Annotated in this window: 10 protein-coding genes; 5 read left to right on the top strand and 5 right to left on the bottom strand. The window is 56.8% G+C overall.

What is annotated here, in order from left to right; translation table 11 throughout:
* Positions 1 to 37 precede the first annotated feature (37 nt).
* Positions 38 to 1,303 (top strand): diaminopimelate decarboxylase, encoded by a 1,266-nt coding sequence (gene lysA, locus AC1RT6_RS05725; RefSeq protein ID WP_079447865.1) that lies wholly within the window; start codon positions 38 to 40, stop codon positions 1,301 to 1,303.
* A gap of 376 nt (positions 1,304 to 1,679) precedes the next feature.
* Positions 1,680 to 2,234, top strand: coding sequence for a c-type cytochrome (locus AC1RT6_RS05720; protein ID WP_079447864.1), 555 nt, complete (start codon positions 1,680 to 1,682; stop codon positions 2,232 to 2,234).
* 658 nt (positions 2,235 to 2,892) lie between these two features.
* On the opposite strand, the gene AC1RT6_RS05715 is transcribed toward AC1RT6_RS05720, so the two are convergent.
* Positions 2,893 to 3,300: a DUF59 domain-containing protein gene (locus tag AC1RT6_RS05715; RefSeq protein WP_079447863.1), complete on the bottom strand. Its 408-nt coding sequence runs from the start codon at positions 3,298 to 3,300 to the stop codon at positions 2,893 to 2,895.
* A 756-nt stretch (positions 3,301 to 4,056) separates the two neighbouring features.
* On the opposite strand from AC1RT6_RS05715, the gene AC1RT6_RS05710 reads away from it, so the two are divergent.
* A complete protein-coding gene (locus AC1RT6_RS05710) occupies positions 4,057 to 4,737 on the top strand; it encodes a hypothetical protein (protein ID WP_244553542.1) in 681 nt (226 codons plus the stop codon).
* A 1,382-nt stretch (positions 4,738 to 6,119) separates the two neighbouring features.
* Positions 6,120 to 6,281: a hypothetical protein gene (locus tag AC1RT6_RS05705; protein WP_244553541.1), complete on the top strand. Its 162-nt coding sequence runs from the start codon at positions 6,120 to 6,122 to the stop codon at positions 6,279 to 6,281.
* A 935-nt stretch (positions 6,282 to 7,216) separates the two neighbouring features.
* Here AC1RT6_RS05705 and AC1RT6_RS05700 read toward each other — a convergent pair.
* The 3 genes from AC1RT6_RS05700 to AC1RT6_RS05690 all read right to left on the bottom strand — a co-directional run bounded on the left by AC1RT6_RS05700 (position 7,217) and on the right by AC1RT6_RS05690 (position 9,446).
* Positions 7,217 to 8,269: a CobW family GTP-binding protein gene (locus AC1RT6_RS05700; protein WP_079447860.1), complete on the bottom strand. Its 1,053-nt coding sequence runs from the start codon at positions 8,267 to 8,269 to the stop codon at positions 7,217 to 7,219.
* A 268-nt stretch (positions 8,270 to 8,537) separates the two neighbouring features.
* Positions 8,538 to 8,810: a hypothetical protein gene (locus tag AC1RT6_RS05695; protein ID WP_079447859.1), complete on the bottom strand. Its 273-nt coding sequence runs from the start codon at positions 8,808 to 8,810 to the stop codon at positions 8,538 to 8,540.
* A 438-nt stretch (positions 8,811 to 9,248) separates the two neighbouring features.
* Positions 9,249 to 9,446 (bottom strand): hypothetical protein, encoded by a 198-nt coding sequence (locus tag AC1RT6_RS05690; protein WP_158081545.1) that lies wholly within the window; start codon positions 9,444 to 9,446, stop codon positions 9,249 to 9,251.
* A gap of 396 nt (positions 9,447 to 9,842) precedes the next feature.
* Here AC1RT6_RS05690 and AC1RT6_RS05685 point away from each other — a divergent pair, with 396 nt between their 5' ends.
* Entirely contained in the window at positions 9,843 to 11,111 is a 1,269-nt protein-coding gene (locus tag AC1RT6_RS05685) for a P-loop NTPase family protein (protein ID WP_079447858.1), read from the top strand.
* Between the two features lie 77 nt (positions 11,112 to 11,188).
* On the opposite strand, the gene tsaA is transcribed toward AC1RT6_RS05685, so the two are convergent.
* A complete protein-coding gene (gene tsaA / locus AC1RT6_RS05680; protein ID WP_079447857.1) occupies positions 11,189 to 11,641 on the bottom strand; it encodes a tRNA (N6-threonylcarbamoyladenosine(37)-N6)-methyltransferase TrmO in 453 nt (150 codons plus the stop codon).
* Between the last annotated feature and the right edge of the window lie 643 nt (positions 11,642 to 12,284).

The following is a 12,284-nucleotide window of genomic DNA, read 5'->3' as shown; positions in this document are numbered from 1 at the left end:
TTGGTGAAGCGAACGTCGGATTCGGGAAACTAGTTTTATGCACCACTTCGATTATCGCGACGGCGTGCTCCACGCCGAGGGCGTCGATCTTTCAATGCTCGCCGAGGTCGTCGGCACGCCGTTCTATTGTTATTCGACGGCTACGCTGGAACGGCACTACCGCGTATTTGCCGAGGCTTTCGCAGGGACCGACCATTTGGTCTGCTACGCCGTGAAGGCAAATTCCAATCAGTCGGTGCTGCGAACCATGGCAAAGCTCGGAGCGGGAGCCGATGTCGTCTCCGGCGGCGAACTTAAGCGCGCGCTCGCTGCGGACATTCCGGCGAGCAAGATTCTCTTCTCGGGCGTCGGCAAGACCGAATCCGAACTACGCGCGGCGTTGGCAGCGGACGTTCTTTGCATCAATGTTGAATCGGAACCAGAACTCGACCTGCTGTCCCGGCTTGCGATTGAAACGGGTCGCACCGCGCGCGTCTCGGTCCGTGTCAATCCTGACGTTGATTCCGGCACTCATGCCAAGATTTCAACGGGCAGACTGGAGAACAAGTTCGGCATTCCGATCACCCAGGCGCGTGCAGTCTATGCCAGAGCGGCGAAGCTGCCTGGTATAAAGGTCACCGGCGTCGACATGCATATCGGCAGCCAGATCACCGATCTCGGTCCGATGGAAACAGCCTTCCGTTTGCTGGCGGATTTTGTCTCCACGCTGCGCGCCGATGGTCATGTCATCTCGCATGTCGATTTTGGCGGCGGCCTCGGCATTCCCTATTACGAGGATCGATCGGCGCCGCCAGAACCGCTTGCCTATGCCGACATGGTCAAGCGCGTGACCCACAATCTTGACTGCACGCTGATGTTCGAGCCGGGCCGCATGATTGTCGGCAATGCAGGCATACTGGTGACGCGCGTCATCTACGTGAAGCATGGCAATGCCCGGAATTTCGTCATCATCGATGCGGCCATGAACGATCTCATTCGCCCCACGCTATACGAGGCCTATCATCAGATCATGCCGGTGCGCGCCGCATCCAAGGATGCCACGGTGATGGTTGCCGATGTGGTCGGTCCGGTTTGTGAGACCGGGGATTATTTGGCGATCGAGCGCAATCTGCCGGAGCCGCAAGCCGGCGACCTTCTCGCGATCATGACCGCCGGTGCTTACGGAGCAGTGCAGTCAGGAACCTATAACACCCGCGCGCTGATCCCCGAGGTGTTGGTCAAAGAAGACCAGTATGCGGTGGTCCGCCCGCGCATCGAAGTCGAGCAACTCATTGCAATGGACAAACTTGCACCCTGGCTGTGATCGCCGCCGCCTCGCTCAATTCCAATGGTGTCACTATCGATCGTGCAGTTGCGCTGCAACATGAGGGCGCTTCGCGACTGCATGCGAATGAGGGCAAGCTGAGGATAATGCAAGAGTAAAGGCCCAAGAGCGCGAGTCAAAAGCCGCGCTCGCAGGGCAAGATCCGCCGGCCTTCAACGCCGGGCCGAGTCCGTTGCACGATATACATCTATTTGGTATGGGTGTGCCCGCCGCTCCCTTTAGGCACGCGAAACGGGCTAGAGTGGGGCTGTTCGAGATTGGTGTGCCGGGGGTGCCGCAGCCATCGATCTTTTCAGTTCGTCCGGGACATCCCGGGTTTCTTTGGCTCCTTCATACCGCTGGGAGTATTGTAGTAATGAGCTCTGGTAGTGATACAGTGCATTCGAACCGGTCCAACGCGATTCTCGGCGCGCTGCTGGGAACATTGTTGTTTGTGCAAACGGTACGCATCATCGACGAATCGTTCAGCGCGCCAGAGTCGTCGCACGCTGAAGCCAGCCATAAGGCCGAGACCAAGGAAGCCGCAGCCGCGTCGAGCGCCGGTGACGCGGAGTCGTTCAACAAGGCGCTAGCCAGTGCCTCTGCCGAGCGCGGTGCCGGGCTCGTCAAGCAGTGCCAGAGTTGCCACACCATTGAAGAAGGCCAGGGCAAGAAGGTTGGTCCGGGCCTTTACGGCGTTGTCAATCGGCCCATCGCTTCGGAGGAGGGCTTCAACTACTCAGCCGCCTTGAAGAGCAAGGCTGGCGGCAAGTGGACCTTTGCCGAACTCAACAAGTGGCTGGATGACCCGAAGGCCTACGCCAAGGGCACGTCCATGGGCTTCCCTGGGTTGAAGAGTGAGACCAAGCGCGCTGACTTGGTTGCCTATCTCAATACCCTTTCCAAGAGTCCGGCGGCGCTACCGAAGTAGGCCGTCTTACATGCAAGCCTTGGGACTTAAAAGGCTTGCATGATCCGAACTCGATGGCGCTCGCTCGCGAGCATTCCGCTCGCGATTACCGCCAGGGTGAGTCAAACACAACGCCCGCCGGCTGCTGCTGGCGGGCGTTGCTCTTTGCCAAAGAGAAAAGTTGGGGCGGATCATTGCCGCAGCTTTGATTTTCTCGAGAACCTCGCGCAGCGAGGGTAGGCGGCTAGCGGAAGCGGATACGCCGTTACGAATTGACGCTAACGTCTGCCACTCTCTCTCTCTCTCTCTCTCTCTCTCTCTCTCTCTCTCTCTCTCTCTCTCTCTCTCTCTCTCTCTCTCTCGCCGTGGTCTATCTCTATCGCCATGGTCTATCCGTAAATCACTGACAGCCAAGCGATGGGCCACTAGCTGCGATTGCAGGGGCTGGCCGCGATGCAAGCTTCCCTTTTCGGTCTTAAAGATCCGATTTTGCGTCGATCCGGCCGCTGCCGGGCGGCTGATAAGCTCCCTTTTCTAAAGGTTTCGGGCTGCTCTGCAGGTTAGCGAGGCCGAGCCATCACACTGCATGCTGAGGGAGAAATGAACCTCTGGCGAACATCGATCGCCGGATCGTTGCCGGCGGTGTGTTCACGAATCAATCCCGAGCCAGCGCGGGCCATCACCACATGTTGAGGACGGTGCGTGCCTCGTCTGACATGCGGCTAGCATCCCACGTCGGTTCCCAGACGATGTTGACCATGGCATCGTGCACGCCCGAAACCCCTTTCACCGCGTTCTTTATCTGGCCAGGTATTTCCGCTGCGGACGGACAATTTGGGGAGGTCAGTGTCATCTCGATACTGACCACGCGATCGTCGTCTATTGCGATTTTATAGATCAGACCAAGCTCGTAGAGATCAGCCGGAATTTCCGGATCGTAGACTGTCTTGAGCGCGGCGATGATTTCTTCGCCCATCCGTGCCATTTCGTCAGGCGGAGTGTTTGAGGAGTGATCCGTCGCGTCACTCGCGCGAGCCTCGACTAGGCAGGCGCTTTCGGTTCCAGCCACATTCGCCTCGTCCATCATGTCAAAAACTCCTGCGCTGTGGCGAAAAGCTCGCGCCAAGCTTTGACCCAGGTCCACCCAGTTCGGCTCGCTAGGTTCGAATTCGGATAGGTCTTCCGCCGCACGTCTCTTGGAGCGGCTCGCCGACTGGGAGTCCCTAGGCCAGCGTGTTTAACCTACATAGCGCAGTTGCCCGCCTTATCCAAGCAGCAAGCAACGTTGGCCTTGCTGCATCTCGAAATTCGTGCCGCCAAGTCGCGACCAACCCTTTATAAGACGAGATCGCACGTGGTCCTGGGTGATCGCAAGAATGTGTTCGGCCAAGGAACTCGCCGCATCTCGACTCAAAGGGGATGGAGTTCCCCCGGCGCGATCGCCGAGAAGAATTTAGTGGAACGAAATTCTAAAGCAATTCTAGCCATGTCCCGGCTTTTGCCTGTGGGCTACAGTAGGGGATTTGGTCGAGCGCGTGGGCCGCACCCGCTGATTTTAAAGCAGAATTGTGCTTCGAATGGACGAAGTGGGCTGGGGAAATTGAGTTGACGCGAACGTTGTTACCATGGTAAGTTTTGGACCGTACCAATTTAGCATGGTTGGATTAGTTGGACTTAATGCGCAGCCGCCAAGGTAGGAAGATTGGCGGAACGAGTTCACATCGTTGGTATTGTATTGATGTGCGGTAATGCGTAGTCCCAACCAGAGGAGCCCTTCATGTGCGACTACAGTCTGCATCACGTCTCTTCGCGGCCTGCCAAGGTCGCCGATAAGCTGGTCACTATGGAGCTCGCAAAATCGAACGTGCGCGGCTTTGCCGCCGTGGGCGAGCTCGGTCCCAAGCTTGTAATTCATGACAGCCCGCCTGAGCTGGCGGTCTGCTTGCTACCTGGAACGGAACTCGCATTTGATGAGAATGTTCAGTATGAGCAACCCCGGAGCTTTCTTGGGATAAAGTTTTCCGGCAAAGCTCGTGTTGATCACAAGGTCGCGAGCTTCCGTAAAGTCGATACGGATAATCCGTACGTCCAGCACGACGCACTGGAATTTCCGAATGGACAGGTTTTGAAGGTTGCTCAGCTTGTGGCGGGGCAAACCGCTACGGTATTGCAGCTGCCTGTCAATGCGCAGCCGGACGAACACGATCACGAGCATACCGGACGTCGGCGTGCGCGCGATGCGCGTCTGGCCTTGAACCGCTCTGCCAGGCAAGGAATGTTTGTGCCCAACCAGGGCATGGTAATGTTGTGGGATTCAGTCCGTGGCAGGGCCATTGACCTTTCGAGCGCTTTGACAGAGTCGTTCCAGCGTCTCACCGCGCCGAAGCAGCCTTCGATTCTTGAAGGTGAAATGGCGGCAGGCATGGGTGCTGAGGTAAGCTTCGAGAACGGCGTGCCCACAGTTACATCGACGGCTGCTTCTCAGAAGCCGGAGAAAAAGATCAGGGCTGGCTCGTCTGTCTAGTTGCCCTCGACTGCTGTTTAGTTGACAGGGCTGAACGCCTTAGTGAAATCAATTAGCGCCCGCGAAAAAGCGGGCGCTAATTTTTTTGGTGAGAGCGTGGCGCCAGATGGTTGCGCATGCGACCGAACGAGCAAAAACAGAAGAAAAAACAGAAGATAGGTTGATGGGACCCTGTCGATAGGGCGATGCGTATCACGTTCTGCCCTCGTGGTTGATGGTGACTGCAAGTCTTCGCTGACCGAGCTCGCCATCAAGACCGCCAGACTCACGAATGGTTGGTTCGCGCTGACCACGGGTGAGCTTTAACTTAGCTTTCAATTCGGCAAAGCCGTTAGGCGATTCGAAAAGCACGTGGCCGTCGTTGCGGCGAGAGCCGCGTTCTGATGCGGCGATGGGTCGCGACAGCCGAACACACGATACAACGCGTAGGGCGCGAGTTCATCCCGACCGATAAGTTCATGCGAGCGCAACGTAGGAAACGTCGGCTCAAAATCTCTCGGATATGAACGCGGGAGTCGAGCGGCTTTGATCGCCTTCTAATTCTTCCCAATCGCACGAGGTTCTGACCCTTTCAGGCGGTAACCAGAACAACATGCTCGCACCGACATCTGTTGCGATAACGCATCGGGTCAAAAGCGCGAAGCGACAACACGACCAGTGAGACGTCCGAGGTGCGATGATTGGAGCGCGATGATGCGGTTTTGACGAAAACGGGCCATGGCACAGCGCCTAGCACAGGCAATGCGGTGCTCGCTAAGCTCCCCCAATGTCAAGTTCACGATTCTCGCGCCGCGCCCTTGGTGACATCGTTCTGACGACGCAATCAATTTGAGCGTTATCAGTCACGAAGAGCCCCATGGGACGGGCCTTGCTGCACGTCGCCAACAATCAGCTCCTCCTGCGTCGGGATAAGCGGGCGGCTTTGTCGCAAACATGGACTCGAGCAACAATAAATGAGTACACGCCAGAACCAAGCGCTTCAGCCAGGCCGCTCTCAGGGAATGGCCTACGCTCGGGCATACCAACCTCGGATCGAGGACCTCAGAACCTGCCGATGTGGACACATATCTACAACCGGCACCGACCCCACAGTACTCAAAGCAACCCATCAGTGGTCTCGCTCAAACCGAGACAACCTCTTCAGGCTCCGCATCCAGAGCGCACATGAATGCCAATTTTTCTCGCTGATTGAATAACTCACCAAGATGACCTCTCCTCAATGCGGACTTACCGTGTTGGGGAGGAAGAAATCCCGATCGTAAATGGAGTTGAAGCGAAGGCCGAGGCCGCATAGTATGGCATACTCGCTTTTGGTCTCATTCAATAATCCGGGATAACGCCTTAGAATGCACGCTCTATTCAGAATCGTCGGAGTTATCACCTTGATCGCCGGACTGGGCTTTATGGGGCAGGGCTTCCGCTTTTACGGCTATCCTGCCGATGGCATCATAGTCAGGCATACCGAATGGGTCTATTACGGCGCGGCGATGGCTGTCGTCGGATTTTTGCTTATCATTTTTTCCAGGCCCTCCGAGGAACCATAAGCGCCATAGCTGGTGGGCTGCAACCGCCCTCGTCTCTGGCGCCGCTCTAATCGCAAGCCCTCAGAAGATTGTTTATTCGCCCGGTCATCGGCGCTGAAGCTCGGCTTCAGTGTTTTCGAAGGGTGAATAGACATCAATAGGGTTCGCGTAGTTCAGCGTCCTGATTGAGTCTTGACGCTTGCGCTGCATGGCGCGCGCGGCTGCATCGCGTGCAATCGTACGCAACCCGCGATCGACTCCGTAACAAGCGCGGCCTTGCGGATACTTGGCTCATTGCCCGTTTCGGCTTTTGCGATCTGCTGAAGCCAGGGCTGCCCTCGCCCGGGACCAACATCCTCACAAGCCCTGTGGACTGCTGTCGCGATTTGCAACGCACGCAGGAGAGCCTGATTCAACATCCTCTACTTGAGCATCGTCCTGCAGGCCCGTTTCACTGGCGCTCGGACAGCCTTTCGCGCAGGGCATCTTTACCAGCCGACGAAAAACAAGTGAGGATTCGCAGTGATTGGCTCCTCGGAATTTTCAATCCTTGCCGGCGCCATCAAACTTGTTCGCGAGGTGCCAGGTTCTCGGCTTGGAAGGACTTCGCTCGATGTCAATTGCGGCCGCTCTTCCCGGTATCGATCCACTGCGTCCGGTGCGTATTCCGACTCCGGCCGCTTGCGGCATCCGCGTTGAGAAAACGGCAAGTCGTCCAAGCGCAAGGCATCGACGGCACGGCTAAGACAGGACGTCAACAATGACAGGACGTCAACAATCGTACGCCCGCAACTGGGCCGGGATGAGGGGACGTGTTTTACTGTTTAACCGTCCGCATCCCGGTCTAGAGTAATGGGATCGATCGCGTTTCTTGGGTCGATCGATCCAGAATCATCGCAACGTGCGACCCGTGCGCGCGCACCCTCTCATCGTGACAGCACGCGGTCGGGCCTCGCTTAAGCGACGCAGCTCTCGAATCCTTCGGTGATCATCTGTTCGGGCAAATTGCGGCCGATGAAAACGATCCGGCTTTGACGCTTTTCGTCCTCCTTCCAGGGCCGTTGATGGTCGCCGTCGAGAATCATATGCACGCCTTGGAACACAAAACGACGATCCTCATCCTTGAAGGAAAGAATGCCTTTGCTGCGCAAGATGTTCGGGCCTTCCTTCTGCACCAGATCCTCGACCCACGGAAAAAACTTGTCTGCGTCGAGCGGCTTGTCGGTTTTGAGCGAAATCGATTGCATTTCCTCGTCGTGGTAGTGCTTGAGCCCGCCATGATGGTCGTGGCCATGGTCATGATGATGGTCGTGATCATGGTCATGGTCATGATGATGATGGTCATGATCGTGATCATGGTCCTTGCCTTCGAGGAAGGTCGGTTCGATATCAAGAATGCGGTCGAGATCGAAGGCGTTGCGTTCTAGAATCTCGTTGAGCGGGATCTGCGCTCGCTGTGTCCTGTGCAACTTCGCGTAAGGATTGATGCCGCGGATGCGCGCTTCGATTTCGCTGAGCTCGTCGGGCGAGACGAGATCTGTCTTGTTAATCAGGATCACGTCGGCGAAGGCAATCTGGTTCTTGGCTTCCGGAGCGTCCTTGAGCCGGTCATTGAGCCACTTGGCATCGGTGACGGTCACGACCGCGTCGAGCTTGGTCTTCTTCCCGACATTCTCATCGACGAAAAAGGTCTGTGCCACCGGCGCCGGATCGGCGAGGCCCGTGGTCTCGACGATGATGGCGTCGAATTTGCCATTCCGCTTCATCAGGTCGGCCAGGATGCGCATGAGATCTCCGCGCACGGTGCAGCAGATGCAACCGTTGTTCATCTCAAACACTTCCTCGTCTGCGCCGACGACGAGGTCGTTATCGATGCCGATTTCCCCGAATTCGTTGACGATAACGGCGTATTTTCTTCCGTGCTCTTCCGAAAGGATACGGTTGAGCAGTGTGGTTTTACCGGCGCCGAGATAGCCGGTCAGCACGGTGACCGGGATTTTGTCAGTCATTTTGTTCCTCCGCTGGTTCGCCTATATAGGCACCCAGCCTCTTTGCATCAATCATCACGAGGGATTGTTTCCTCGGCGTTGGTTTTGGCGGCCATCGCTTGCTTTGAGCGCCGATGTTGATTTTGCGCGGGCTGTCGGATCTCGCGCTCCGCTGAAGTTAGGCTTGGTGCTGCGCTTAAGTTGGGTCTCTGTAATAGCAAGCAGCAGAGGCTCGACGGATATCCGTCAGAGCGTAGCAGTTTTCCTGGCGAGCCAGCCGATTCTGGCTCTACTTGCGATCGGCCTCCTGGTTCGCCGCATCCGGCTGCGTATCATCCGGTTCGCGCGTGAGTAGTCCGCCCCTCAATAACCCGGCAATGAACATGTCCGGGCTGAGCGTTGAAACGTGGATACCCTCCTGGAACATGCGATCCGCAACCGCTTCCATGTACGCCTCATCGCTGAGGTTCTGTTCGTTCCAGCTCGACTCTCGCAGGCGGCGGATTGCACCGGCCGACGTTTCGGCCTCTATCAGCAGTCCCTGGTTGGTGCGGTATCGCATCGGCTATTTTCTCCTAAGACAGGTGTTTCTGGGGCTCCGACATCAGCCTTAATCACAGGCGAGTACGGCTTGTCCATGAGGGCGATCGACACCTGATCCGGATGTGTCTTGAAATAGCGCCGGCTCTGGCCGGGCGCGTCGCTCCCGCCGCGCGCCGTCGATCGACGTGGGAAACTATTTTTTCTCAGCTGCCGTGAAGAATTTGGAGATCCCGGCGCTTTACGGAACCTCATTCGGGCCCGTCTCGCAACCAAAACGACAAATATCGTAAACGCCGAACATAAACCTCGGCTCGCTTATGGCTGATCCATCCAAAAGCGCCAAATCGGTTGTCAGCTACAACCTTATGATCGCGGAACTATCCTCGCGCCGCATTTTCAGGCTTCTGCAATTCGCCGCTTACAAAAGGGATGCGAGCATGCACCTTCCCGGATCAATTCAATCGGCGAGTACAACCATTTCGCCGTCGATGACCTGATATTCGGCAAGAAGCTCTGGAGTGGCTTCTGAATCGACCTTGATTTCCGCGTCAGGGAGGGTCTCCTTGACCGCGCGAACAGCCGCGTCCTGGTCGGCGATGGCGACAAGGATGAATTCCCGGCGTAACGCCCCGCTGGCGCCTCTGCCCGGCCTCACGGTGCTGATCTTCCAACCTTTAAGCATAGCCTAGTATGACATGGATTCGCGCCGGCGTACAATCCCGTCGGGTTCGTTTTACGCCGGTTATGCTCGTTCCCGTTCTTCACCATTACCGTCAATTATTCCGGAATGAGGCAGCGACGGATATACAATTATATTGCGGAGCAACAACGGACGCCTGGCCGCCTCATTCGCTATGAGTGATCGTTTTGGTGATGCCTGAGCGAATTGCGTCCGTCTATCGCGTCAAGCCCTCGACTTGGGAGGAGGCGCATTCCACTAACCAGGTCGAGCGTGTTGCGCGGCAAGGGTTGGCCTTCGGCAGCGGATTATTCATTGAACCCGAAGGTTTGCGATTGTAAACGTGCCACCTTCACCCCAAGAGGTCATCTGATGCCGGATACCGCGCTGAGCGTACTCGTTGATGCATTGAACCGGCCCGTCCATTTTCCGAAGCTTGACCAGACTGGATCTCTCTTCATCGCGGAGCCGCCGACCCCGTTCGTGCCACCGAGATTCGAAACGGAGGAGGGCGATCGGGCGGTTCTGGAGAAGGAGATCATTTTGATCGAGGCGTCTGCAGCGACCGGCAAGAGTACCCTGGCAAGACAATTGTCAGCGCAGCTCGAGATCCCGATCCTCGATCTGGCAAAGGTGCCCGTTTCCGCCGGATCGCTCCATGCCCTGTTGGCCGATCTGGAGGCCGCCGATAAGAGCGAACCGATAGCGGCGTTTCACGAGGGGCGGATTCCCGTCATTGTCGACGCTCTTGACGAAGGGAGATTGCTGTCGAACGAGACCGGGATCGAGCAGTTTCTCGGATCAAGTGTCGAATTATTGCAGAGGGACCGGCGTGTTACATCAAGGCCCAAACTGGTCCTGTTGGGAAGGTTCGAGTCGATTGAACTGGCGCGACAGCAATTTGAACGCACCGCGCCTGGAGTTAAGCACGTCACGGCGAACGTCGAGTTCTACGACAAAGAGGGTGCCCGGCAACTTATCCACGCTTATGCCAAGGCGGCCGCCAGGCCAGGCTCACACTATCTGGAGCACCCGGACCTCGCCGAGGATTTCATAACGACTTTCTTTGATGCGATCGAAGCTGCGCTTGGCTTGTCGGCAGGCGAACTGTGGCACGACGGAAGAGGAAAGGTATTCGCGGGCTACGCGCCATTGCTTGCGGCGGTAGGGTCGATCCTGGCTGTGATCGACGATTTCACAACCGTCGCCAGAAACCTTAAAGCAAACCGTGGCCGCGAGGCATGGGGAGTAGTCGAGGCGGTCCTGTACGAGATACTGTGTCGCGAACAGGACAAGTTGCGGGATCGGATGAGAGATCAATGCGAGTCCTCGTTGCCGAACGCGGTTTATGATGTAGAGGAGCAACTGGCGCTCCTTGCACAACATATCGAGTCGAAGCCGCTCGAGGGTGCCGGCCGTGTCAGGCTCTCGGCGTCTGACATGGGAAAATACAGAGCGATGGTGCAAATCTATCTGCCGCATCATCCCTTCTTGCGAAGGCACGAATTTGGTGATGCCGTGCTCGGCGCGAACGCTGTGTCGCGCGCGGTCTATCACGGCGGGACGATTTCCCGGGAACGACTCATTAGCTTGTCGCGACAATGGCGCCAGTCGGCTCCGACGGGCCCGCGGTCGCGTTGATCGCGCATGCCATAGAGCCATAGAGTACATTCGTCGGGTGAGTGCCGAGCGATGTTCTCATGAAAAGTCGATGTCGCTCACGGCGTTAACCGGCCCGTTGCGGTCATCCACCATTGCGGCGCTCGAAGTTCGGTGATGGCGTCAAATGCATCATAGGGTTTGATATCGAGCACGGGAGTGCCGTCGTAGGCGTCCAGAGCCTTGACGGTCAGAATATTTTCGTGGCGCTTCAGCAACTCGACAACGGCCAGTCCAATCGGATTGGGCCGTTCCGGGCCGCGGGCGCAGAATACACCCACTTCCGGCAGGTCGGTGCGATGCCGAGGGTGCGTGGTTAATGGGACAGGCTTGCCGACGAGCTGATCCATCCAAAACAGGATGATCAGATGCGACCATTCCTCAATGCCAGTCAGCGCCTCCGCAAGATCCTCACGCACGACGATTTCCGCGACGATGTCGCGGCGTGATATTCGCATCTCGTTTGTGAATCGGCTGCGCACGGTAGCGATGGATCGCATACAAATCGTCATGGGTGGCTACCAGTGTGGAATTGAGTGATCCAAAGCGGTTGTCCGGCGAGAGGCATTTGCGGTCCGTGGTCTGCTGAGCATTTTACATTGCTCCAAGATCGAGCGTCACGACAAGAGACACGAGAGAAGTCAGGACAGGAGATGTCATTCGGCATCCGCATCCTCAGTTTGTCAAAGCTTGCGAACGAGACATGAAGCTCTGATCAAGTTCAAGTTGTGATCAAGTTCCAAGGGGCCTAGGCGCCGCGTTTGCACTTCGGTAAATGTTTCAGCGCCGCCGCCGCTTGCGCCGTCGATGATTAGAATTCAGCACATGGTCAAGAAAGAGTAAGAAGATTTGCGGTCGCTGATCGTACGATCGAGATGACGTATCGACGTAAAAACCTCGGCGAGACGTTTGATACAGCGCAAAGATGCAATTAGTTCTCGCGATTGGAACGTTTTCGTTGTTGCCGCATAGCAGCATGAACGGCGCTTGCATCTTAAAATATACTCCTTTAAGAAAACGGCCGGTACGTAACGCGCTTGTTAGGCCCGTATCAAAGGCCGTCAGGTGCTTGTGCGGGTTTATGACAAGGAGCGCGAGCGGCATGAAGATGTCGATGGGCCAGTCTGGCCGCCGGTTTGGCCGCCGGTTTCTGGG

It is taken from the genome of Nitrobacter sp. MLSD-S21, from assembly GCF_058809865.1.
The sequence above is the reverse complement of the archived record's forward strand: the minus strand, read 5'-3'. Positions and strand labels throughout refer to the sequence as shown.

Coding starts and splice junctions, on each gene's coding strand:
- AC1RT6_RS05700 (WP_079447860.1), bottom strand. CDS start 8,269: ATGACTGACAAAATCCCGGTCACCGTGCTGACCGGCTATCTCGGCGCC.
- AC1RT6_RS05710 (WP_244553542.1), top strand. CDS start 4,057: ATGGAGCTCGCAAAATCGAACGTGCGCGGCTTTGCCGCCGTGGGCGAG.
- AC1RT6_RS05685 (WP_079447858.1), top strand. CDS start 9,843: ATGCCGGATACCGCGCTGAGCGTACTCGTTGATGCATTGAACCGGCCC.
- tsaA (WP_079447857.1), bottom strand. CDS start 11,641: ATGACGATTTGTATGCGATCCATCGCTACCGTGCGCAGCCGATTCACA.
- AC1RT6_RS05720 (WP_079447864.1), top strand. CDS start 1,680: ATGAGCTCTGGTAGTGATACAGTGCATTCGAACCGGTCCAACGCGATT.
- AC1RT6_RS05715 (WP_079447863.1), bottom strand. CDS start 3,300: ATGATGGACGAGGCGAATGTGGCTGGAACCGAAAGCGCCTGCCTAGTC.
- lysA (WP_079447865.1), top strand. CDS start 38: ATGCACCACTTCGATTATCGCGACGGCGTGCTCCACGCCGAGGGCGTC.
- AC1RT6_RS05695 (WP_079447859.1), bottom strand. CDS start 8,810: ATGCGATACCGCACCAACCAGGGACTGCTGATAGAGGCCGAAACGTCG.